The organism is Pseudomonas fluorescens, from assembly GCF_001307275.1.
GTDB classification, from domain to species: Bacteria; Pseudomonadota; Gammaproteobacteria; order Pseudomonadales; family Pseudomonadaceae; genus Aquipseudomonas; species Aquipseudomonas fluorescens_AA.
The window spans coordinates 6,160,618-6,182,760 of the sequence record NZ_CP012831.1; the positions used below are offsets into that span (position 1 = coordinate 6,160,618).

The window sequence follows — 22,143 nt, forward strand, 5'->3', positions numbered from 1 at the left end:
TGAACAAGCGTGTTTCAATCATTGCGCAACTGCACTAACTCGTTAATGAGTGCTCCGGGACTTATTCCGTTCAAGCCTAAGTATCAAACCGGACTTCAAGGTGATTTGGTAATGATGTTCCTGACGCAACCCCAGGTGCGTCCTGGAGTCTTGCTTGCCGATCAGGGAAAGACCGTCGGGCTCGGTAAACCAACGAACCGGCTCATCCCCCAACCAGTGCCCCAGGCACTCGGTTTGCCCACCGAGGGTCTGGTCCGCCTTGAGCTCGACAAGGCAAGTGTTGGACGGTTTGTCCTGCATCGCCTGGTTTTGCGCAGTGTCCTGCGGGCTCGACAAAACGGCCAGCCATTGACCGGCCAACTGCGAGGGTTCTGCTAACAACAGGCTGCGCGCCATGGCGACTTCTCCACAAAACATCATCAGCGTAGCGAGCAACCCGACGGTTGCCTGAACGCTACAGGGCATCGATTTTCTACACATTCGCTTGATCCTGGCCGGGGTCCTGCAGGCGCGTCGCGCGAAGCGAGGCTGCGATCTTTCTCCTACCACTTGAAAGATCGCAGCCTGCGGCAGCGCCTACAGGGGTTTAGCCTTACGCCACGATATCCGAGGCCGCCGCCTGGCCAACGGTGCTGACCAGGAAGTCAGCCACGCCGTGCCCGGAGAAGTCCACCGACAGCAGGCTGTTGCCACCCGACGTCGACAGCACCGCATCGCCCGCCGCCCCGGTGAAGGCACTGACGAAATGCAGGCCCGCGCCCTTGGTGATGCCGGTCAGGTCGATCTTGTCCAGGCCGCTGACAAAATCGAGGATCTGGTCGGTTGCCCCCGGCCGCGAATCGGAACTGGCGGCGAACACGAAGGTGTCCGAACCCGAACCGCCCCAGAGCTTGTCCGCACCACCGGCGCCCCACAGGATATCGTTGCCGGCACCGCCCTTGAGCTCGTTGGCCACCGAGTTGCCGATCAACAGGTCGCTGCCCGAGCCGCCAATGGCATTTTCGATGACGGCGCCCTTGGCGATGGACACGTTACCCACCATGCCACCCACATCAGAGAACGAGGCGTCATTGAGGTTGATCTTCTGGTTCTGGGTGAACCCGGAGAAGTCCAGGGTATCGCGGCCGCCCGCGTCCCATACCGAAAACACCACTTTGTCCGACGACGAAGACGCACTGAGAAAATCGCGACCGGTGTTGGAGTTGAAACCGTAGGTCGAGTCGCCGGTACGGGTCGTGGTGTTGGCGCCGTAGAGCTTCTGGATCGCCGCGATGTCATCCATCAGCGGACCCGAGGCGTAGGCTTCGACGCCGCCCTTGCTGAAGTTCTGGTCGGTATTGCTTTCGCTCCAGTAGCTCATGACGCTGTAGCCACGGGTGTCCTGGCCATAGGTGGCGTCATCGTAGGTCGGGCTGCCTTCGCCGGCGTTGTAGTCACCCGGGTGGGCCAGGCCGAGGGTGTGACCGATTTCGTGGGTCAGGGTCTGGCGGCCGTAGTTGTTCAGGTCCGGGTTCTTGTTCTGGGTGTAGCTGCTGTTGATCAAATACCAGGACGTCCCGTCATAGCCGGCGCCGGTCCCCGGCAGATAAGCGAACGCCGCCGCGCCGTCCTGGCCGCCGCTGTAGTTGCCGAAGGTCATGTGACCGTCGCCACCGCTGGCTTTCTCGGTGAAGGTGACATTGGCCACGTCCGCCCAGGATTGCATCGCCAGGGCGGCCTGGCCTTTCTGCTGGGCGCTGAACTGGCTGAAGCCGCTGATCCCATGTTTGTTCATGGTGCTGGAAGAGGCAGACGTCAGGAAGGTATAGGTCAGCTCGATCTTGCCGCTGCCGTCCCGGTCCTGGTAAGCCGCGCCGTCGCGCAACAACTGCGTGGCCGCCTCGTCGACGGAGTACGACGGTTTGCCGTTGACGGTCAGGTTACCGCCGCGGTCGTATTGGTGGCTGAAACTATTGATCTGGTTGAACGCATTACTGGGAGCCGCCAGTTGCGGAGCCCAGAGCAGTTGTTCGGCAGAATCGATAGCGCTGTTTTTGACTTTCGACATAAACACACTTCCTTGTTTGCAAATGGAACAATTTAGTCAGACAGACGATCTCTGGCGAGATCGTCCTATCACTCGCCCAATGAGGACGTAAGAAACCTGACACAATTGGAAATCAAACGTCTAGCAATTTTTTTCGTTCAATTTCACGGCCTGCCCTTTAGTGCCCATAAACAATAGGTTTCTGCCTCGCTAGTGCGCGCACTCAACTGCCCGAGTTGCAGATTGTCGGACAAAACTCTATTTAAATATTAAATAGCGATAACTAGTCATTAGCCGGCGGCGTCGCACTTTCGTCAACTAAGTGCCAGCGAAGTGCTATTAATGAATATCTACTAAACCTCTACGGTTTACTTGCGCACACTTCTCGCAAACAGCCTCGAAGCCAGCGATGTACGGGGTCGGCGTCCATTCGCGGATGCCAGAGCATGGCGATCGTGAACCCTGGCACTGGGAACGGCAGCGCGAAACTGTGCAGACCGACCCGCAGGCTGGTGGTGTAGCGCTCAGGCACGCTGGCGATCAGGTCACTGGAGCGAACCAACCCCAGCGCCGAGGAGAAACCCGGCACGGTGGTCACGATGTCCCGGGCCAGGTTCAGCGCCGCCAGGGCCTGGTCGATAAGGCCATGGTCCAACCCGCGCATCGAGACACCGACATGCCCACCCGCCGCATAGCCGGCGGCGCTCACCGCCGCATGGCTCAGCGGGTGACCCGTGCGCACCACGCCAATCAAGCGGTCGCTGAACAACGCCTGGGTTCGCAGCTCCGGGCTGGTGTCCTTGTCCACGACGGCGGTCTCCAGATCCACCGTGCCTTCGCGAAGCGCGGTGCTGTCCCGGTCGGTCTTTTCCACGAAACGCAACCGCACGCCCGGCGCTTGCTCGTGAATACGGGCGATCAGGTCGATGGCAAAGTTTTCCACGAACCCCTCGCGGGTACGCAACGTGAAGGTACGGCTCAAGCGTCCAAGATCCGGCGTCGTCACCGGGCGCAGTACCGCCTGAGCCTGCTGCACCAACTGACTGACCTGTTCACGCAACTCCAGCGCACGGGGTGTCGGCACCAGCCCGCGCCCGGCCCGAACCAACAGCGGGTCACCGGTGGTTTCCCGCAATCGCGCCAGTGCCCGGCTCATGGCCGATGGACTGAGCCGCAGCCGCCGGGCGGCGCGGGCCACGCTGCCTTCCGAGAGCAGCACATCGAGGGTGACGAGTAGATTGAGATCAGGCGAAGACATGGCGAAGGCTCGATTGAATAGATGGCGTCTGGCGCAGCTATAACCTGCAAACGCTGCGTCTTCCGCCATGTTATGCCTGGTTGTAACGTTCCGACAGCGCCATTTCGAGCGCCACGGATACAGGTGAGACGATGAAACCCATCCACACGCAACCAAGCCGGCCGGCAACCGCGAGCCGGTTCTCTTCACCTCGTTGGGCCCTGGCCAGCCTTGCACTCTCGACGCTGTTGGCCTCCCTGGGCGCCAGTGTGGTCGCCGTGGCGCTGCCGACGCTGGCCCAGGCCCTCGATACCTCCTTCCAGCAGGTCCAATGGGTGGTGTTGGCTTATCTGCTCGCCATGACCACGCTGATTGTCAGCGTCGGCCGCTTGGGTGACCTGATGGGCCGTCGCAAGCTCCTGTTGGCCGGCATCGCCTTGTTCACCTTGGCCTCGCTGCTTTGCGGCCTGGCGCCTTCGCTTTGGCTGCTGATTGCAGGCCGGGCGCTGCAGGGCCTGGGGGCCGCCATCATGATGACGTTGACCCTGGCCCTGGTCGGCGAAACGGTCGCCCAGGAAAAAACCGCCAGCGCCATGGGGCTGCTGGCAACGCTGTCGGCGGTGGGCACGGCCCTTGGCCCTTCCTTTGGCGGCCTGCTGATCAGTGGGTTCGGCTGGCAGGCCTTGTTCCTGGTCAACATCCCTCTCGGCCTGCTGACGTTATGGCTGGCGTGGTACTCGCTACCGGTGCGGCAAGTGCCGCCGAAGACGGAAACGATTCGTTTCGATACCACCGGCACGGTGCTGTTGGCGTTGACGCTCGCCGCCTATGCCTTGGCCATGACCGCCGGGCGCGGGAGCTTTGGCGGGTTGAACATTGCGCTGCTACTGGCCGCGCTGGTGGGCGGCGCGCTGTTCGTTCGGGTCCAGTCCCGGGCCGTGTCGCCGCTGATTCCCTTGGCCGTGTTTCGCGACAAGCCATTGGTCTCGGGCCTGGCGACGAGCGCCCTGGTCGCAACGATCATGATGGCGACGCTACTGGTCGGGCCTTTTTACTTGTCCATCACCCTCGGACTGCCAGCGACCTTCGTCGGGTTGACGCTGGCGGCAGGGCCGACCGTCGCGGCGCTGGCCGGGGTGCCTGCCGGACGCCTGGCGGGTCGGTTCGGCGCGCAACCCATGCGGTTCGCCGGCCTGGCGACCATGGCCCTCGGCTGCCTGATGCTGTCACTGGTTCCCCCTGCCCTTGGCATCGCCGGCTACATCAGCGCCATCGTGGTAACAACCCTGGGCTACGCGTTTTTCCAGACCGCCAACAACACTGCCGTCATGGCCGATGTGGCCGCCCAAAGGCGAGGTGTCATCGCCGGGCTGCTCAACCTGTCGCGCAACCTGGGTTTCTTCACTGGAGCCTGCGTGCTCGGCGCGGTGTTTGCGAGCGCAGCGGCGACGAATGAGATCACCCGCGCCAGCCCCGAGGCCGTGACGAACGGCCTGCACACCACCTTCGCCGCCGCCCTGGCGATGGCGGTCCTGGCCGTGGTCATCGCCTTGAGATGCCGCGTGCCAGAGCGGTTGAACGAAGTCGAGGACACACCCGACCAAGCGTAGTGGCATTCTGAGCAGCGCCGCTTAAGTCGTGATCCAAATCAAAAAAAGTGAACCAATCGCAAAACGGACTGAAAAAATCCACATGAGGTTCATTTTCAGGTGCTATTTTTAGTTCTCACTGGTAGAGCCATGATGGCTCTTCCTTCCTGACATGAGCAAAAGGAAGCGCTCGATTGAAGAAGGTGGGCAACACATGAATAAAGGATCTTTCAGCAAGGTTACGTTCCCCAACGCTTGCCAGTTGATGCGCTGGCACTTCCATCCCATGGGATTCGAAGCGAGCATGGATGCGCCTGGCAGTATGGTTGCCCGGCTATTTGACCGTGCCAGCGGCGAGACGATGATTGCCATTGCGGGGATCCCCTGCGCGACAGTGATGAATGCGCCGGATGTGGAACGAATAATCGAGGCCGTGGAGGCCGAGCTGGAAGCGTTTGTGCCACCGGTAGGGTTGCGGCGGTTCGCTTCCTGACAGGGAACAGTGCTTATCATTTGACAGCGGCGCCTTCCTCTCCAGGGAAGGCGCCGTTTTTCTATGGCCTCTTAATACGCTTTTGCCACAGCTTCATCCTTTGCGGGCACGACGGTGGTCAGCGAAAAAGGGCTTGTCCGCTGCAATACGATCTGAAGCCTTAGGCGCATTGGCCGCCTGACCATCCTGGCCATCGACATACCAATAACAATGCTGCACGGCGCGGGTGATGCCCACATACGCCAAGCGCAGGATTTCGTCTTTTTGCGCCGTGTCGTAGGGTTCGGCGTCTCCATCCTGACCTAACCCGGCCATGCGATAGACCTGATTCTTGTAGGGCGAACTGCTCAGGTGCTGGCAGTCGCCCAATAAGAACACCGCATCCGCCTGGAGCCCCTTGGCGCTGTGGTAGGTCATTTGCCTGAGCCGCCGGGCGTCGTACGGCAAGCTAGAATCGACATTAACTGTTGGCTGAATATGCTTTTCTATCATTAGCTTATCGCTACTTTTTCGATACAGCATCAAGATGGAGTCACCCTTGCGATAGTGCTCCTCCAGTCGCAGGGCCAGCCCTTCGTCGTCTCGATCCAGCACATTGACCGGGCTCAGTGATCGGGGCACGCCACTGGCCTTGGCTTTTTTGCCTGGGATAGCCGCAGCGGCACGCACGATGTGCTCGGCCGCGTCGATGATGTGTTGGTGGCTGCGGTAGTTGTCGGTAAGCATCACCCGAGTTGTCGCCGGTGACGGGAATTGCTTGTTGAATGCCATGAAGTAGCTCGGCGAACTGCCGCGCCAGCCATAGATCGATTGCCAATCGTCCCCGACACACAACAAGGACGAACGCTGGGCACCGCGCCCCACGTGCAGCGCAGGACCACGGCTGCGGACCTCCCGAAGACTGGCGCGAAGCCAGGAGACGATCTGCGGCGATACGTCCTGGAACTCGTCGATCATCAGGTGCGATAGCGGCCTGAGCAAGGCATCACCCAGCAACTTGAAATTTTCCGGCGAGTGTTCGCTGAACAGCGCGAACATACGGTTATAGGTCATGATCGGCGGCGATTGATCGAGCAAATGGTCTTCGAATGCCCGCCAGTAACGGCTCAGCGCCTCGAAGAAATACCGATCGGGGTCATCCTGGGCAAAGGCCATCCGGCCCACGGCGTCCGGGACGTCCAGGCCAAGGTTCTCGATAAAGCCCGCCGCCGCGACAAAACAGTCCAACAATGGCGCCGAACCCAGTTCACCCTTGACCTTGTAGTCGAACCCGGGGCCGGCACTGGCATCGCCGGCCATGGATGCCACCACACGTTTTGATGCTTCGTAACTTTCAAGCCATATCAGTGGCTTACGGCAGAAAGCTTGAAACAAGGTGCGCTTTACCGCCCACTCCGCGCGGATACTCAACTTGGCACCCGGACGACTGAGCCGGGCGTCTTCCCGCGGATCGAAACCCAGCATCACCCAGGCATCCAGTGAGGGCGCGTAGCCATGGCAGTGGAATGTCGAACCATTGATTTCGAACGTTTGTCGTTTTGGCTCGATCCCCTTGATTGGCCAGGCACCGGCGTGAAACCACAGGTCTTCGACGGCATCGCACAATTCTTCGTCGCGCTGGGCCGCCAGTTCGGTCACGGCCACGCGTTTTTGCACATCCGGGTGATCGCGCTCCAGCTCCTTGAGTTGCAGGGCATGGCGGGACAACGGTTGGATCAGCTCACGGAAACGCGCATCTCGCTGGTAAAGGTTGTAATAACAGGCGTTGAGTTGCTGACGCTGGACATCATTGATGCGCAATTCAAAGGGATTGCCTTGGGCGTCGTCGTCCGCTTCGGCGCGATGACTCAGGGTCTCGAAGGCCTGGAGCCGCTCGAACCCGGGCAGGCTGCGGACCATGGGCAAGATACGCGAATGGAAGGTGCGCACCAGATCACGCCCTTCCTTGAGGCTGACGGTTCGCCCCCACAGGGCAAACACCTCGATCAATTTCTGGATGAAGTCCTTGCGCGATTCCCGGGTAAACGTCACCACGGTCATTGAGTCCAGTTCGAAGCCCAGGTAGTGGGACAGCAACACAATCCTTAGCACCAGGGTCGTCGACTTACCCGCACCCGCCCCGGCGACCACCGAGGTAGACGGCGTATCGCTGAAAATCATCTTCCATTGCGCGGCACTCGGTTGCGCATGCGCCGGCAGCAATCGGGCCACGTCGGCCTTGATACGTTTCTTCAACTCGGTGGTCAGCGGCAGGCGCCAGTCATCGAACAGCAAATCATCCACCTGCGGTGCCGGATGCTCTGTGCTGCGCGAATCACGGATCAACAAGACCTGGCGGCCTTCCTCGAGCCCTTCGGCCCTGCCTTCCTTATAGCCATAGTCGAAACCGGCGGTATGGCCACTGCGGAAGCCGTCGGCCTGGCCGTGCAACCAAGACGCTCGGTGCTGGGCGCGCAGACGCGTCAGGCCATGGCCGAAGAGCCGGGCGGCCAGGCGCTTGAGCAACGGCATCTGGGCCAGGGGCAGGAGCTCGGGGGGAAGATCGGGAGTGTGTTGCGACACGCTGGGGACTCCGTGTTCATGAACCATGACGGCTATGGTGTCTGGATTTGCCGCCAGGTTCCACCCAAAAGCTTTTAAGTCATGGGTTTAGGCGATGAAGTGAAAGTTGGCTCACGAATTCATATCTAGTTAGGCGATAGGTTTGACGCGTTTTTTACGCTTTTTATCGATGAATTCCTTCGCGAGAATAGCGCCATCAACCATCGCTTTCGCTCAGCGAAAAGGACACGAACATGCTCGAACTCAGACCCTTCGCCACGTTGGGCGCCGCCAACCACGGCTGGCTGGATGCCCACCACCATTTTTCGTTCGCCGAGTATTACGACCCGCAACGCATGCACTGGGGCAACCTGCGCGTCTGGAACGACGATGTCATCGCCCCCGGCAGCGGTTTTCCCCAGCACCCGCACCGGGATATGGAAATCATCACCTATGTGCGCGAAGGCGCGATCAGCCACCAGGACAACCTGGGCAACAAGGGCCGTACGGAGGCTGGCGACGTACAAGTCATGAGCGCGGGCACCGGGATCGCCCACAGCGAGTACAACCTGGAGTCGACGGCCACGCGCATTTTCCAGATATGGATCATTCCCAACGAAGAAGGTCTGGCACCGTCGTGGGGCGCCAAACCGTTTCCCAAGGACTCGCGCGAAGGCTTCGTGACCTTGGCCAGTGGCAAGGCCGGCGACGACCAGAGCCTGCGGATTCGCGCCGACGCGCGACTGGTAGCGGCCAATCTCAAGGCAGGTGAAAGTGCGGAATACCGACTGGACGCCGGACGACGAGCGTATCTTGTGCCGGCCACAGGATTGATAGAAATCAATGGGTTGCGCGCACAAGCTCGAGACGGTGTTGCGATTGAAGATGAACGGATATTGCGGGTCACCGCGATTGAAGACAGCGAAATCGTGCTCGTGGACCTCGCCTAAACCCTGCACTGCTGCTCTTGTGGCGAGGGAGCTTGCTCCCGCTCGGTTGCGCAGCGACCGCCAAAAAAGCGGGACTGCTGCGCAGTTCAGCGGGAGCAAGCTCCCTCGTCACAAGCTCACATCACATGTATCACTTGCTGCTGATCGCCCCATCCACCAACGTTTGCGCCTCGGCCACCAGTTGCTTGAGGTGCGCATCGCCAATGAAACTTTCGGCGTAGATCTTGTAGATATCCTCGGTACCCGACGGACGCGCCGCGAACCAGCCGTTTTCGGTCATGACCTTCAGGCCGCCGATGGCCTGGTCATTGCCCGGTGCATGGCTGAGGATGCTCTGGATCTTCTCCCCCGCCAGTTCGGTAGACGTCACCTGATCCGGCGACAGCTTGCTCAACAGGGCCTTCTGTTGCGGGTTGGCCTTGGCATCGACGCGTACCGAGAACGGTTCGCCCAACTCGTCGGTCAAGGCGCGGTAGGCCTGGCTCGGGTCGCGACCGGTGCGCGCCGTCATTTCAGCCGCCAACAACGCCGGAATCAGGCCGTCCTTGTCGGTGCTCCAGACGCCGCCATCCTTGCGCAAGAACGAAGCACCGGCGCTTTCCTCACCGCCAAAACCCAGGGAGCCATCGAACAGGCCGTCGGCAAACCACTTGAAGCCCACCGGCACTTCATAGAGCCGGCGCCCCAGACGCTTGGCGACACGATCGATCAGGCCGCTGCTGACTACTGTCTTGCCCACGCCAGCATCGGCGCGCCATTGCGGGCGATTCTGAAACAGGTAGTCGATGGACACCGCCAGGTAATTGTTCGGCGCCAACAGGCCGCCGGACGGCGTCACGATGCCATGGCGGTCATGGTCCGGGTCGCAGGCGAAGGCCACGTCGAAGCGCTCCTTCAGGCCAATCAACCCTTGCATGGCATGGCTGGAAGATGGGTCCATGCGGATCTGTCCATCCCAGTCGACGGTCATGAAACGGAAGGTGGAATCCACGTGGGTGTTCACCACGTCCAGGTCCAGGCGGTAATGCTCGGCAATGGCCGGCCAGTAGCGCACGCCCGCGCCGCCCAACGGATCGACGCCCAGGTGTAACCCGGCGCTGCGGATGGCATCGAAATCGATGACATTGACCAGGTCCGCCACGTAAGTGTTGACATAGTCGTGACGGTGGGTGGTATCGGCTTTCAGGGCCTGCTCGTAGCTGACTCGCTTGACGCCGGCGAGCTGGTTGGCCAGCAGTTCGTTGGCCTTGGCTTCGATCCACTTGGTGATATGGGTATCGGCCGGACCGCCGTTGGTGGGGTTGTACTTGTAGCCGCCACTTTGCGGTGGGTTGTGGGACGGCGTGATGACGATACCGTCCGCCAGGCCCGAGGTGCGGCCACGGTTGTAGCAGAGAATGGCGTGGGAAACCGCCGGCGTCGGGGTGTATTCATCCCCCTCGGCGATCATGACGGTCACACCGTTGGCCGCGAAGACTTCCAGTGCGCTGGCACCCGCCGGGGTCGACAGCGCGTGGGTATCGATACCGACGAACAACGGCCCGTTGATGCCCTGGGCTTCACGGTACAGGCAGATCGCCTGGCTGATTGCCAACACGTGCCACTCGTTAAAGCCCAGGTCGAAGGAGCTGCCACGGTGGCCGGAGGTGCCAAAAGCCACGCGCTGGGTCGCAACCGAGGCATCGGGTCGGCCGGTGTAGTAGGCCGTCACCAGTCGCGGGATATCGATCAACAACTCTGCCGGTGCCGGCTTGCCCGCAAATGGACTGACTGTCATGCAAAACCTCTGAGTGGAGTGGCTCGGGAAATGGGTGCAGTTTACTGACAGTTCGACCATGGCGCGACGGGTTCGATCCATCGCCGCCGATTACGATTGTTCGAGCCTCAGGGCGTCGGCCAGCGCGCAGAGTGCAGCATCCAGGTCCTGGGGCCCATTAAGCGCATGGGTCAGGCGCATATGTTGCCCGTACAGGCCATGAAGGCTGAACAACTCCCCCGGTGCGATGACGATTCGCTGGGCCAGCAGCCGATGGAAAACCCGGCGCAAATCAACCTGTCGCGTCGAGCGCATCCAGATCGTCGCACCACCCTGGGGTTCTGCCCATTGCAGGCTATCGCCCAGCCGCTCGCGCAGCAATTGTGCGGTCGAAACCGCGCTTTCGCGCAGCAGGCGCCGCAACACCAGCAAATGCTGGTCAATCCGACCGTTGCTGTACAGCCGGGCGATGGCTTTCTGGCGAATCGGCGACAGACGAAACGCGCGCAACAGGAAATGTCGTTGCAGGTGCAGGGTCATCTGGCGCGACAACACGTAGCCATATGGCGCCTCTGGGCCGATGGTCTTCTCGAACGTGGAGTAGACGATCAACCGGTCCGGGTCGAGCAAGTCCCGAAAAGGCGTCGCCCCGGCCTCGAACGCCAGGTCTGTATGGCTGTCGTTCTCCAGCACCCAGGTGCCATGCCGTTCCAGCAAGTGGGCGATGGCGCGGCGGTTCTCTTCAGGAACCAGCGAGCCCGTTGGCATGTTCAGGACTGACGACAGCATCACCAGGCGCACCGTTTCGCTCTCCAACAGTGGCTCCAACTGCTCGATGTCGACTTCCCCGCCGGCCAGCAGTGGCAGCTCGATGATGTTGATGTCGGCGGCTTGCAGCAGGCGCAACACGGCCCAGTCGCAGGGCGATTCGATCAGTACTGTGGCGCCCCTGAGTGCCAGCACGGCGATCAGGATCTCCAGGACACCCCGCAGATCGGCGCCGATATAGACGTCATCGGCATTCCAGCAACGGGCCGGCGAAGAGGTGTAGCGGGCCGCCAGCGCGGTACGCAGCTCCAGCTCGCCCCAGGGTTGCGAGGGCGTCTGCGAGGAACGTGGATACTGGCGCAGCAGCTCGCGCTCGAGCAACAGCATCGGGCTGTCCAACGGCTGCATCGATGCCGGCTCGTCCGCGCTGAGCACCAGCATGCCGGGGCGCCGGGCATTGACGTACAAAGTCTCGAGCAAATCGTCCCCGCCATCCAGGGTCGTCATGCTGGGCGCCGGCAGCGCGTAATAACCGGACTTGGCGATCGAGTAGACCCGCCCTTCCTTCTCCAGCAACGAATAAGCGTACTGGATGGTCGATATCGACACGTTCAGACGCTCGGCCAATTGCCGCAACGAAGGCAGGCGCACCCGCGCATCAACCTCCAGTTCGTTGATCAGTGTGGTCAGGTAGCGATAAACCGCCTGGTAGGCGAAGTCTGTCTCCCGGCAACCTTTCATGGGATCACGCCAGGAGAACGGATTGCAGTCGGCCAGGTCACAACGCCGGGCATCACGACCAGGGACGAGGTAGACGAGCCCATCAAGCCTCGTTCCTCAGTGCCTTGCCGAGCGTTCGTGCGGCTCATCGACGGCCTGCCCGGCTTCTGCGGTATCAACGTCGTCAAGGGCCTGCTGCAGATCAGCTCCCGGCATCGCTTCCGGTTGTTCCGGCACGGTAACGCTCGCCCGGTACAGTTTGCCAAGGATATCGATGGGCAGGCCACTGACGTCGACCATCCATTGCGCGATCTGATCGGCGACTGTCGCGCCCTGCATGGCCTTGTGCAGGTCCGGCATCGCCACCAGCATGCCGGGGTGGCAACAGCGCAGGAAGTGTTCCAGGCCCTCGCCCTGCCCCACGAATGGCGCGAACAGCATGCACACCAGTTGCGTTTCGCTGAGCCCCAGGACCTTTTGCGCTTCGAGGGCCGCATAGGCGCGGCGCTCGGGAATCGCCGAAGGTGAGCCGAACAACGTCCGAGCCTGCTCGCAGGCGTGTTCCGGCAGTTGCTTGCGATGCATGATCATGATCGCCCGCTGCACATAGTCGCTGTAACCCGTTTCGTAGCTGCGCCCTTGCACGTAGCAGGCCAGCAGGCCATGCAAATGGGCCGACAGCAGCGGGCTGAGGTATTCGTTTTCGATCGCCGAGGGCATGAGGCCATCGGTCTGTACCCGTAGGAATTCGTTGAAAAGCGGCCAGTTGGTGCCCTCCAGTCTGTCGACGATCAGGTCGTCGATGCCGATATGGCTCATCCGCCGGCAGGCCTCGAAATGCCCCTCAGGCTTCCAGGCACCAAGGCGTTCGGGACCGTAGAAATGCTCGTAGAGATCACTGCTCAAGGTATCGAGGTGCGCGAAGAGGCTGTCGAAGCAACCGATATTGTCGGTCGGCAGACCGATTTTGCGGGCCGCGCGACGCAGGCCTGAAATGAACTGTCTTTGCTGGCGTGGCGTATCGCTGCTGACCATCGAATCCACGCCAGACTCCCAGCGGGCCATGTGCCGATAGAAGTCGGCCATCGCCAGGTAACCGTCGCTCCCGATGTCCAGGGGACTGTCGACCGAGCGAAGGTGCCCCAAGGCCAGCAGGTCCATGCGATTGGCCTCGTGACCCGGTACCGACAAGGGCTGCCGGTGATTGAACGGCAACACCTCGCGGTTATCCGCCATCAGCAATTCGACCCGGGGATCGTCATAGACAAACAATGCGCTGTAGCAGCGATGGATGTTCTCCAGCGTCGCCTGGGTGGTTTCGCTCAGGCGCGGCGTGGCGACGCGCAAGGCGAAGGTCACCGGATGCCGGCCCGCGATGCTCAACTGGGCGGCCCGCAAAGCGGTCAGTACATAAAAGCTCTCCCGGCTCCCGTTCTGGACCGTCAACACACGATAATCGCCAATCCGATCGATACCTCCGGCGGCGACAATCAATCGCTGGATCAAAAGCTGCAACGCGGTCCGTTCGGCCCGGGAATAAAAACCCAACAATCGTTGCAGTATCTGTTGATACACGTGAGTCATTGCCTGCTCATGAATTGCACTCATAGCCATTTACCTGAAATTCAACTATCGGCGCCGCACCCGCACCAACGTGACCGCGCGACGTGTTGGTCTGAATGAATCGTTCTAGTACTCAAAGAGTATTAGCAATACGCCCAAGCATTGCTTGTCGTAATTATTTGATACATACGCAGGAAGTCACCCCGTGCTCCCGGGCACCCCCGCTGCAGGCCTTGAAAATACAGGGCCTTGCCGAGCTGGCGGTACGTCCTAGGAGAATTCCGACAACGTCCCACAGACAATGAGTACGAGAAATAAGGAACTTGCCGAACTTTAATTGACCTTCCACCCCACCCTGTTTTCTCCAGGATCGATAGATAGCCCCCTGCCAATTAACGCTCGTTGCACCTTGAATGTGCCTTGAAGGATGAAAGCCTTCGAAAAAGTTACACCGCACCACGACTTCTTCCTTGATATGGAAATCAGCGTTCAATTATCAGGACTTAAATAATGATTAGAAGATACAGATTGAGGGCAAAAACCAGTTCAGATGTTCACCGGCAAACCGTTTCTGCTTCGAGCGAACCGGGACAGGTTGCTGGAGGGGCCTTGCAAGGCACGAACGCACCGCCGTCAGGCTGCCAGTGCGTGGGAAAGGAGGGATGAAGATCGAATCGAAGACAGCGCAAGAGCCCGGCGATGACTCTTGCGCAAGACAGGTATCAGGCGGGGTCGACGACCTGAAGGGCAACGCGTTCACGGCAAGGGCATTCACCCATGTACCGGTGCGCTTCGACAAACTCGGAGAACGGGAAGACCCGAGTCTTGAGTGGCAGCAGCACGCGATCGGCGGTCAGTTGATTGATATCGCGCAACGCTCGTTGCAATGCCACCTGGTCCTGGACGATGCCCAGTTCCGGCTTGCCGGTAAAATTGCCGATGCAGTGCACGAAGAACTGAATGTTCTTCTGGAACGCCGCGCAGGCCGGGAACGGCGTCTGGTTGCCGCCCTGCAAGCCATACAACACCAGGCTGCCACGGGGCGCCAGCACATCGCCCAATAGCGACATCTGCGGCCCGCCAAGGCCGTCGAATACCACGTCGACGCCACGGTTATCGGTGAGCTTGTTGATTTGCATCAGCAAATCCTGCTCTTCTGTCACGATGACTTTTTCGGCGCCCAACGACAGCAGGTATTCACGCTCGTCGGCCGTCTTGGTGGCCGCAATCACCCGCACTCCCAAGGCTTTGCCCAACTGGACAAAGGACGGGCCGGCGCAATGACTGGCATCGGTGACCAGGGCGAATTGCCCCGGCTTGACCCGCGCCAGGTCCATGTAGGCGAAATAGGCGATCAGCAGCGGCGTGTAGTGCACGGCGGCTTCGATCGGGCTGAGCACATCGGGATAACGGGTCAGGGCGGTGCGGGGCAGCACGATGACTTCACCGTACACCGGATAGTCGTTCGGGCTTTCGGCCGGAAAACTGGCGACCTTGTCGCCCACGGCCAAGTCATCGATGCCGTCGCCGACGGCCGTGACCACGCCGGCCATTTCATGGCCCAGGCCCGAAGGCAGGCGTGCCTGGGAGGACGCCAGGTTCTGGCGCCACAAGGTGTCGTACCAACTGATGCCGATCGCTTCGACGCGGACCTGCACTTCTCCTGGCGCAGGAAGAGCCGCCGCATGCTCTTCGCATTTGAGCACCTCGGCACCACCAAACTTGTGAAAACGGATCGTGCGGGACATCGCAAACCTCGTCAAAGTAACCTCTAATGCCACGAACTCTATCCGGGCTTTGTAGCCAAGACCATCAGTGGCTATTAATAGTCGACATGCCTGTCATTGATTCCGCAGCAAGAAAAACCAACCACTCCTGTAGGACTTAACCTAAGAAAACTCAATTAGCCGGTGCAGAGTACCAGCCTTTCCCCGTAAGATTCATGCCGGCCATTGTTCCCATATGGCCGTTCACGTCAAGCTTACCGAATCTGCCAGGACCCCAGATGAATCGTAATGACCTGCGGCGTGTCGATCTGAACCTGTTGATCGTGTTCGAAACGTTGATGCATGAACGCAGCGTGACTCGCGCGGCCGAGAAGCTGTTTCTTGGCCAGCCGGCCATCAGCGCCGCACTGTCGCGCCTGCGCAGCCTGTTCGATGACCCGCTGTTCGTGCGCACCGGCCGCAGCATGGAACCATCGGCCCGGGCGGTCGAGATCTTCGCCCTGCTCTCTCCGGCCCTGGATTCGATTTCCACGGCAGTCAGCCGCGCCGCGGAATTCGACCCGGCCACCAGCACCTCGGTGTTTCGCATCGGCCTGTCGGACGACGCCGAATTCGCCCTGCTGCCCATGCTGCTCAAACGCCTGCGGGCTGAAGCGCCGGGCATTGTGCTGGTGGTGCGCCGGGTCAACTACATCCTGATGCCGGGCCTGCTGGCGTCCGGTGAAATCTCCATCGGCGTCAGCTACACCGACGACCTCCCGGCCAACGCCAAACGCAAGGTCTTGCGGCGCAGCATGCCCAAAGTGTTGCGCGCCGACACCGCGCCGGGACGACTGACCCTAGACGAATTCTGCGCCCGCCCCCACGCCCTGGTCTCCTTCGCCGGTGACTTGAGCGGTTTCATCGACGAAGAACTGGCAAAACTCGACCGTAAACGTCATGTGGTGTTGGCCGTGCCGCAGTTCAACGGCTTGAGCACCCTGTTGTCGGGCACCGACATCATCGCCACCGTGCCCGACTACACCGCCGACGCGCTGACCGCCGCCGGTGGCGTACGCGCCGAAGACCCGCCCATACCGGTGCGCAGCTTCGAACTGCATATGGCCTGGCGGGGTTCTCAGGACAATGATCCTGGGGAGCGCTGGTTGCGTTCGCGGATTCAGATGTTTTTTGGCGACCCTGAGAGCCTTTAACACCAAGTTACGCCGACGTTCAGACAAATAGTGTTGCAGGACACGTTTCTCGATGTTGGTGCGCTTCCGACGTTACACGATCGCTACGGTATTTTTACCCAGGCTGTGCGCGCGCAGATCAAGGGTTGGTTGTAGGATTTAAAACTGCAGGGGCTGAATCATACCCCTTGAACACCGACAGTCTGTTTTGGGGTAAGCGTTATGCCTGAAAAGGCTGCACCGAACAAAAAATTTCCGAGAAGAACTAGAGGCGAACGGGTCAGATTTGGGCAACTGATGGAATGACGTGCACGTTGGAACCACTTAAGCTACTGGCTGTCATGCATTCTTCCAGAGGCTAACAATGTCATTTGATCTGCACCACTTACTGCTGGTATTCACAGCCTACATTGTGGGAGCTGCCAGCCCTGGCCCCAGCAACATGCGAATCATGGGCGTTGCCATGCACCAAGGGAGAAAGCCTGCGCTGATGCTGGCAACTGGAGTCATCAGTGGTTCTTTCTTCTGGGGGGCAATGGCCGCTACAGGTGTATCAGCCATTCTGCTCCAATTCGCACAGGCACTCTTCGTACTCAAGATAGTCGGCGGAGCGTACTTGCTGTTCCTTGCTGTAAAAGCTGGGCGATCTGCTCTGAGCTCTGATGAGCGAATTCAGAAGGCGTTAGCCGCAGCACCAACCGTTTCTGGCTTTGGCCTCTACCGGCGCGGCTTGCTTATGCACCTTACCAACCCAAAGGCTTTGCTGGGTTGGATCGCAACAATGACACTGGGGCTGGGACCACAAGCGACGCCTGAGACGGTTTTAATCATCCTGGCGGGCTGTGCCGTTTTGAGCATCACAATTTTCTGCAGCTATGCGATCGTTTTCTCAACAGCTCCAATGATTCGGGGTTATCGCAGGGCGCGCCGATGGATCGAAGGTACCCTCGCCTTAGTATTTGGAGCAGCAGGCTTGAAGCTGTTGTTTTCCCGCACATGACTTAATGCCGGCCCTTGTGGGGATGGCCTAAGTTCGGAAGCCATCCACCAACTGTTTGAGTCGTGTGGCTTGTCGTTCAAGATCGTCACAAGCAAGCAGTGTGGCCTGCAGGTTCTCCACCCCTTCCTGGTTGAGGGTTTTGATCTCGGTGATATCCATGTTCAGTGAATCGATAACTGAAGTTTGCTCTTCTGTTGCTGTCGCTACCGACTGGTTGATTCCGTCAATCTCGCCAATGCGCTGACTGACACTGCCCAGCCGCTCACCGGCCTGGTTGGCGATAATCACACCGTCCTTACTGTAGCGTTCGCTTTCTTTCATGGTGAGTACCGCCTCACGTGCCCCCATCTGAAGCTCTGCAATCATTGTATGGATCTCCTGGGCTGAGGTCTGAGTGCGGTAAGCCAGGCTACGGACTTCGTCAGCCACAACAGCAAAACCACGCCCGGCTTCACCCGCCCGCGCGGCCTCGATCGCAGCATTGAGTGCCAGCAGGTTGGTTTGTTCGGAAATGCCTTTGATGACTTCAAGAATCCGCCCGATATTTTCCGTCTTACCATTCAGCGCCTCAATGTTGCTGCATGAGGTGCGGATCTTTCCTGATAGCTCGTCCATGGCATTTATCGTTTGTGTCACTACCGCGCGGCCATCTTCTGCCTGGCGTCGGGCATCCGACGCCTGAAGGGAGGCGTCACCCGCGTTGCATGCGATTTCCTGGGCCGCCGCACCCAGCTCATTAATTGCCGCGGCAATACTGTTGGTGCGATTGGCCTGGTCGTCCGAGTTTGATATGGAGGCGCTGGAGGTCTGCGTCACGCGCCTGGCCACTTCATTGACATGCTCGGTGGCAAAAGACACCTCACGTATTGAGTGCTGGATGCGCTCCACAAAAAGGTTGAAGTCTGCGGCCAATTCTCCGAACTCATCTTTCGAGTGCGCACCCAAGCGGCGGGTAAGGTCACCCTCTCCCTGGGCGATATCCCGCATGGTTGTACCCATCAATCTCAGGGGCCGCATCAGTACGCGAATAAGCAGGCCCAGCAGAAGCAGCGTGGTCGCCACGGCAATAACCATCGCCAAAATGGCGGAAGTGCGAAAATCACCAAGTGCGCCATAAGCTTCGCTTTTGTCGATGGACAAACCGATATACCAGTTCACCGAAGGCAGTCCTTTGATCGGCGAGAACATCAAAACTTGAGGTTTTCCGTCCTGCTCCGTCTCGCTGATATGAGAGCTAAGGGATGGCGTGTTCAGCGGGTAAATATCGCTCAATTGCTTCATCACCCGTTCTTTTTCGGGATGAACCAGCACCCTGCCATCTGCGTTGACCAGAAAGGCATAGCCCATTCCACCCAGGTCGAGCGAGCGGACTATGGTCGACAGCGTCTCAAGTGTCAGGTCCCCGCCTACCACCCCAAGCGCCTGGCCATCGTGACTGACCGGCGTTGCAATGGTCATCATCAGTTGGCCCGTCGTCACGTCCAGGTACGGCTCGGTCAGCGTGGTTCCTCCGACAGTCATTGCGTCCGTATACCAAGGTCGGGTGCGAGGATCGTAATCAGCGGGTAGGTCGTCCTTTGGCCGGATGACGAAACTACCGTCACGACTGCCTAGATAAGTGAAGGTAAACGTCGAGAGCAACGACCTCTGCTCCAGCAGCCGCGTGATGTGTTGCGACGCGGGATCATTGGCAATCGTCTGGGCAATATGATCAACCAGAAGTATCCGCCCAGAGAGCCAGGACTGAACGCTTGCAGCCGTGATCTTGCTCATTTCCTCGAGGTGGTTTTCAAGGTTCGTGCGGATGGTTTTGCGTTGAATCGAGTCGTTGTAAAGCGTAAAAAGCGAAAACGCTGCGACAACAACGAATGATGCCGCAAGCAATACCTTATGACTGAACTTCAGGTTCGCAATCATCATGGTTTATCCATAGGCTTGGAGTGTTGTAATTGTTATTCGATACCAAGGTGCGTCGATGAAGGCTTGATGACGCCCAATTGTGGATAGGCCAGCAGTTTCTCGAGGTGCAGTTCAGTGCTCTCCAGCCAGGTCACTAGAACCACCAGTGACAAACCGGGTGATAGCTTATGCTCGTCAATGAATGCCCCGTAACCGCGGATGGCGCCCAGCCTATCCAGCTTGCGAACGCGTTGCTGACAAGGGCTCTCGCTCAAGTGCACCAGTGAGGCGAGTTTTTTATAAGTGATGTGCCCATTGCTGCGCAGTACGTCGACGATGGCCGCGTCGATGCGTCCCAAACACTCAGGGGCCGCGTGGTTCTTTGTTCCGCCGGTCATAGCCAAGGCATTCACTTAAGCCCATTGGACAGAAACTGCTGCAGGCGCTCGCTTCTGGGGTTATCCAGAATTTCAGGTCCACCCTGCTCTTCAACCAGTCCTTGATGAAGAAACAGCAACTGGTTCGACACTTTGCGTGCAAACCCCATTTCATGGGTCACCATGATCATGGTGCGCCCCTCTTCAGCAAGGCCCTGGATGACTTTGAGAACCTCGCCCACCACCTCAGGGTCAAGCGCCGAGGTGGGTTCGTCGAACAGCATGACTTCGGGCTCCATGGCGAGGGCGCGGGCGATCGCTACCCGCTGCTGTTGACCTCCGGAAAGAAACGCAGGGAACTGATCGGCAATACGGGCAGGCAAGCCGACTTTATCCAAGTACCGCCGCGCACGATCTTCTGCGTCTTTTTTGCTGACCCCTAGCACCCGCCGCGGGGCAATGGTGATGTTTTCCAGCACGGTCATGTGCCCCCACAGGTTGAAATGCTGGAAGACCATGGCCAAGCGGGTACGTAGTCGTTGCAGCTCACGGTCATCCGCCACACGTAATCCAGCATGATTTTTAACCATGCAAATTGGTTTGCCATCCAAACTCATGGCACCGTCGTTGGGTGTTTCGAGAAAATTGATACAGCGCAGGAACGTACTCTTTCCCGAACCACTGGCGCCGATCAGACTGATGACATCGCCCGTTTTGGCTTGCAGGGAAACCCCCTTGAGTACTTCATGGGTACCGTAACTTTTGTGTAGCCCGTCAACTGTCAATTTGTACATGTTCGCAATCATCCTCTAAGAGTTCGGGGGCGGCCCTGTCAGACACAGGACTCAGTGAGTCGGCCCTAAGAAAGCCAACCAATGACGTTCGGCAATTCGGAACAAACCGACCAGCGCAAAGGTCACCGCCAGGTAAATCAGCGCCGCAATCCCAAACGATTGAAAGGTTAAAAAGGTCGCAGAATTCGCGTCACGGGCGACTTTGAGAATGTCCGGCACCGTGGCGGTGAATGCCACCGTGGTTGAGTGCAGCATCAAGATCACTTCGTTGCTGTAATACGGCAGCGAGCGACGCAAGGCTGACGGCATGATCACGAATGCGTAGAGCTTCCATCCCGAGAGGCCATAGGCTTTTGCCGCCTCGACCTCGCCATGGGCGATGTTGCGAATGGCTCCGGCAAATATCTCAGTGGTGTAAGCGCACGTGTTCAAAGCGAAGGCAAGAATGGTGCAGTTCATTGCATCGCGGAAAAATGCATCCAACAAAGGCTGAGCACGTATTGCCGCCAAGCTATAGATCCCCGTGTAGCAGATCAGCAGTTGGATATAGAGCGGTGTCCCCCTGAACAGGTAGGTATAAAATTGCACCGGCCAGCGTACGTAAAACCTGGGTGACACGCGTGCGATGGACAATGGAATAGACACGATAAAGCCGATGAAAAGCGATGCACTGAGTAACCACAATGTCATGGCCAGACCCGTGATTTGCTGGCCATCGCTGTAGACGAATGACCTCCAGTACTCCTGCAGTAGTTCAATCATCGCGCCGCCTCCCGTGAACCCGCGGCGTAGTGTTTTTCCAGACAGCGCAGGACGAAGTTGGAGATGCTGGTGATGATCAGGTAGGTCAGTGCAGCCAGCACCAGGAAAAAGAACAATTGGTAGGTGCTTTTTCCTGCGTCCTGGGCAGCCTTTACCAAATCAGCCAGACCGATGATCGACACCAATGCGGTTGCTTTGAGAATTACCATCCAGTTGTTACCCAGCCCCGGGAGGGCAAACCGCATCATTTGCGGGAATACCACAAAGCGAAAACGCTGGGCGCGACTTAACCCATAGGCGGTAGCGGCTTCGACTTGGCCACGGGGTACTGCCAGCATGGCGCCACGGAAAGTTTCGGTGAAATAAGCCCCGTAGATAAAACCAAGGGTAATGATTCCTGCAACGAAGGGATTGATTTCGATGTACTCCCAGCCCAATGCCACCGTGATGACCGTCAGCCAGGTTTGCAGGCTGTAGAAAATCAATAGCATCAGTACCAGATCGGGCACCCCACGAATCAGCGTGGTGTAGAGCTGCGCCGGCAAGCGCAGGAGCTTGAGGCTGGACAGTTTGGCGCTGGCGCCAATCAGCCCGAGCAATACGCTGAGCGCAAGGGCGGACAGGGACAGCTTGACGGTCATCCAGGCGCCTTCGAGCAGCAACGGGCCGAAGCCTTGCAGGCTGAATGCGGAGAGCCCCAATGCGCCTAATAGTGTTTCGAACATGATCAACAACCTATAGCGAAAACGCCCATCCAGCGGACGAGCGC

General features: G+C 59.2%; 18 protein-coding genes and 2 pseudogenes. 6 read left to right on the forward strand and 14 right to left on the reverse strand.

Going from position 1 to position 22,143, the window contains the following annotated elements:
• Positions 1 to 42: 42 nt before the first annotated feature.
• From AO356_RS27055 to AO356_RS27065, 3 genes are all read right to left on the reverse strand, one after another.
• Entirely contained in the window at positions 43 to 465 is a 423-nt protein-coding gene (locus AO356_RS27055) for an AprI/Inh family metalloprotease inhibitor (RefSeq protein WP_081015480.1), read from the reverse strand.
• A 127-nt stretch (positions 466 to 592) separates the two neighbouring features.
• Positions 593 to 2,047 (reverse strand): serralysin family metalloprotease, encoded by a 1,455-nt coding sequence (locus tag AO356_RS27060; protein WP_060742413.1) that lies wholly within the window; start codon positions 2,045 to 2,047, stop codon positions 593 to 595.
• A 340-nt stretch (positions 2,048 to 2,387) separates the two neighbouring features.
• Complete coding sequence (locus AO356_RS27065; RefSeq protein ID WP_060742414.1) at positions 2,388 to 3,284, reverse strand: LysR family transcriptional regulator; 897 nt, start codon at positions 3,282 to 3,284, stop codon at positions 2,388 to 2,390.
• A gap of 131 nt (positions 3,285 to 3,415) precedes the next feature.
• Here AO356_RS27065 and AO356_RS27070 point away from each other — a divergent pair, with 131 nt between their 5' ends.
• Positions 3,416 to 4,873 (forward strand): MFS transporter, encoded by a 1,458-nt coding sequence (locus AO356_RS27070; protein WP_060742415.1) that lies wholly within the window; start codon positions 3,416 to 3,418, stop codon positions 4,871 to 4,873.
• 193 nt (positions 4,874 to 5,066) lie between these two features.
• Positions 5,067 to 5,345, forward strand: a complete 279-nt coding sequence (locus AO356_RS27075) for a DUF1652 domain-containing protein (RefSeq protein ID WP_003201764.1) — start codon at positions 5,067 to 5,069, stop codon at positions 5,343 to 5,345.
• A 93-nt stretch (positions 5,346 to 5,438) separates the two neighbouring features.
• Here the strand turns inward: AO356_RS27075 and AO356_RS27080 are convergent, their stop codons facing one another.
• Positions 5,439 to 7,907, reverse strand: coding sequence for a UvrD-helicase domain-containing protein (locus AO356_RS27080; protein WP_060742416.1), 2,469 nt, complete (start codon positions 7,905 to 7,907; stop codon positions 5,439 to 5,441).
• Between the two features lie 233 nt (positions 7,908 to 8,140).
• On the opposite strand from AO356_RS27080, the gene AO356_RS27085 reads away from it, so the two are divergent.
• Positions 8,141 to 8,836 carry a pirin family protein gene (locus tag AO356_RS27085; protein ID WP_060742417.1) on the forward strand — a complete coding sequence of 232 codons (696 nt, stop codon included), beginning with the start codon at positions 8,141 to 8,143 and terminating at the stop codon, positions 8,834 to 8,836.
• A gap of 130 nt (positions 8,837 to 8,966) precedes the next feature.
• Here AO356_RS27085 and pgm read toward each other — a convergent pair whose 3' ends face one another.
• The 4 genes from pgm to AO356_RS27105 form a co-directional block, all read right to left on the reverse strand.
• Positions 8,967 to 10,613, reverse strand: a complete 1,647-nt coding sequence (gene pgm, locus AO356_RS27090) for a phosphoglucomutase (alpha-D-glucose-1,6-bisphosphate-dependent) (RefSeq protein ID WP_060742418.1) — start codon at positions 10,611 to 10,613, stop codon at positions 8,967 to 8,969.
• A gap of 90 nt (positions 10,614 to 10,703) precedes the next feature.
• The gene (locus AO356_RS27095; RefSeq protein ID WP_060742419.1) at positions 10,704 to 12,101 is read right to left on the reverse strand and encodes a PLP-dependent aminotransferase family protein; all 1,398 of its coding nucleotides are present in this window, start codon (positions 12,099 to 12,101) and stop codon (positions 10,704 to 10,706) included.
• A 96-nt stretch (positions 12,102 to 12,197) separates the two neighbouring features.
• Entirely contained in the window at positions 12,198 to 13,688 is a 1,491-nt protein-coding gene (locus AO356_RS27100; RefSeq protein ID WP_060742420.1) for a hypothetical protein, read from the reverse strand.
• Between the two features lie 677 nt (positions 13,689 to 14,365).
• Positions 14,366 to 15,391 (reverse strand): zinc-dependent alcohol dehydrogenase family protein, encoded by a 1,026-nt coding sequence (locus AO356_RS27105; RefSeq protein WP_060742421.1) that lies wholly within the window; start codon positions 15,389 to 15,391, stop codon positions 14,366 to 14,368.
• 257 nt (positions 15,392 to 15,648) lie between these two features.
• Here AO356_RS27105 and AO356_RS27110 point away from each other — a divergent pair, with 257 nt between their 5' ends.
• The 3 genes and pseudogenes from AO356_RS27110 (at position 15,649) to AO356_RS27115 (ending at position 17,542) form a co-directional block, all read left to right on the forward strand.
• Positions 15,649 to 16,563, forward strand: coding sequence for a LysR family transcriptional regulator (locus tag AO356_RS27110; RefSeq protein WP_014338228.1), 915 nt, complete (start codon positions 15,649 to 15,651; stop codon positions 16,561 to 16,563).
• Positions 16,564 to 16,569: 6 nt separating this feature from the next.
• Positions 16,570 to 16,698: pseudogene (locus tag AO356_RS33165) on the forward strand (transketolase family protein); the annotation flags it as partial.
• 208 nt (positions 16,699 to 16,906) lie between these two features.
• On the forward strand, positions 16,907 to 17,542 hold the full coding sequence (locus AO356_RS27115) for a LysE family translocator (RefSeq protein WP_060742422.1): 636 nt from the start codon (positions 16,907 to 16,909) through the stop codon (positions 17,540 to 17,542).
• Positions 17,543 to 17,569: 27 nt separating this feature from the next.
• Here AO356_RS27115 and AO356_RS33490 read toward each other — a convergent pair whose 3' ends face one another.
• The 6 genes and pseudogenes from AO356_RS33490 to AO356_RS27140 all read right to left on the reverse strand — a co-directional run bounded on the left by AO356_RS33490 (position 17,570) and on the right by AO356_RS27140 (position 22,099).
• The gene (locus AO356_RS33490) at positions 17,570 to 18,430 is read right to left on the reverse strand and encodes a methyl-accepting chemotaxis protein (RefSeq protein ID WP_371919205.1); all 861 of its coding nucleotides are present in this window, start codon (positions 18,428 to 18,430) and stop codon (positions 17,570 to 17,572) included.
• 45 nt (positions 18,431 to 18,475) lie between these two features.
• Positions 18,476 to 19,462, reverse strand: a pseudogene (locus AO356_RS33495) (cache domain-containing protein); the annotation flags it as partial.
• A gap of 32 nt (positions 19,463 to 19,494) precedes the next feature.
• Entirely contained in the window at positions 19,495 to 19,839 is a 345-nt protein-coding gene (locus tag AO356_RS27125; RefSeq protein WP_081015432.1) for an Lrp/AsnC family transcriptional regulator, read from the reverse strand.
• 11 nt (positions 19,840 to 19,850) lie between these two features.
• Positions 19,851 to 20,612, reverse strand: a complete 762-nt coding sequence (locus tag AO356_RS27130) for an ABC transporter ATP-binding protein (protein WP_060742423.1) — start codon at positions 20,610 to 20,612, stop codon at positions 19,851 to 19,853.
• Positions 20,613 to 20,663: 51 nt separating this feature from the next.
• Complete coding sequence (locus tag AO356_RS27135; protein WP_060742424.1) at positions 20,664 to 21,374, reverse strand: ABC transporter permease; 711 nt, start codon at positions 21,372 to 21,374, stop codon at positions 20,664 to 20,666.
• Positions 21,371 to 22,099 carry an ABC transporter permease gene (locus AO356_RS27140; protein ID WP_060742425.1) on the reverse strand — a complete coding sequence of 243 codons (729 nt, stop codon included), beginning with the start codon at positions 22,097 to 22,099 and terminating at the stop codon, positions 21,371 to 21,373. The genes AO356_RS27135 and AO356_RS27140 overlap by 4 nt, the downstream gene beginning before the upstream one ends.
• Positions 22,100 to 22,143: the final 44 nt, after the last annotated feature.

Excerpts from the sequence above, each read along its gene's own strand:
- AO356_RS27055 (WP_081015480.1), bottom strand. The coding sequence starts at position 465 with ATGCCCTGTAGCGTTCAGGCAACCGTCGGGTTGCTCGCTACGCTGATG.
- AO356_RS27060 (WP_060742413.1), bottom strand. The coding sequence starts at position 2,047 with ATGTCGAAAGTCAAAAACAGCGCTATCGATTCTGCCGAACAACTGCTC.
- AO356_RS27065 (WP_060742414.1), bottom strand. The coding sequence starts at position 3,284 with ATGTCTTCGCCTGATCTCAATCTACTCGTCACCCTCGATGTGCTGCTC.
- AO356_RS27070 (WP_060742415.1), top strand. The coding sequence starts at position 3,416 with ATGAAACCCATCCACACGCAACCAAGCCGGCCGGCAACCGCGAGCCGG.
- AO356_RS27075 (WP_003201764.1), top strand. The coding sequence starts at position 5,067 with ATGAATAAAGGATCTTTCAGCAAGGTTACGTTCCCCAACGCTTGCCAG.
- AO356_RS27085 (WP_060742417.1), top strand. The coding sequence starts at position 8,141 with ATGCTCGAACTCAGACCCTTCGCCACGTTGGGCGCCGCCAACCACGGC.
- pgm (WP_060742418.1), bottom strand. The coding sequence starts at position 10,613 with ATGACAGTCAGTCCATTTGCGGGCAAGCCGGCACCGGCAGAGTTGTTG.
- AO356_RS27095 (WP_060742419.1), bottom strand. The coding sequence starts at position 12,101 with ATGAAAGGTTGCCGGGAGACAGACTTCGCCTACCAGGCGGTTTATCGC.
- AO356_RS27100 (WP_060742420.1), bottom strand. The coding sequence starts at position 13,688 with ATGAGTGCAATTCATGAGCAGGCAATGACTCACGTGTATCAACAGATA.
- AO356_RS27105 (WP_060742421.1), bottom strand. The coding sequence starts at position 15,391 with ATGTCCCGCACGATCCGTTTTCACAAGTTTGGTGGTGCCGAGGTGCTC.
- AO356_RS27110 (WP_014338228.1), top strand. The coding sequence starts at position 15,649 with ATGAATCGTAATGACCTGCGGCGTGTCGATCTGAACCTGTTGATCGTG.
- AO356_RS27115 (WP_060742422.1), top strand. The coding sequence starts at position 16,907 with ATGTCATTTGATCTGCACCACTTACTGCTGGTATTCACAGCCTACATT.
- AO356_RS27125 (WP_081015432.1), bottom strand. The coding sequence starts at position 19,839 with ATGACCGGCGGAACAAAGAACCACGCGGCCCCTGAGTGTTTGGGACGC.
- AO356_RS27130 (WP_060742423.1), bottom strand. The coding sequence starts at position 20,612 with ATGTACAAATTGACAGTTGACGGGCTACACAAAAGTTACGGTACCCAT.
- AO356_RS27135 (WP_060742424.1), bottom strand. The coding sequence starts at position 21,374 with ATGATTGAACTACTGCAGGAGTACTGGAGGTCATTCGTCTACAGCGAT.
- AO356_RS27140 (WP_060742425.1), bottom strand. The coding sequence starts at position 22,099 with ATGTTCGAAACACTATTAGGCGCATTGGGGCTCTCCGCATTCAGCCTG.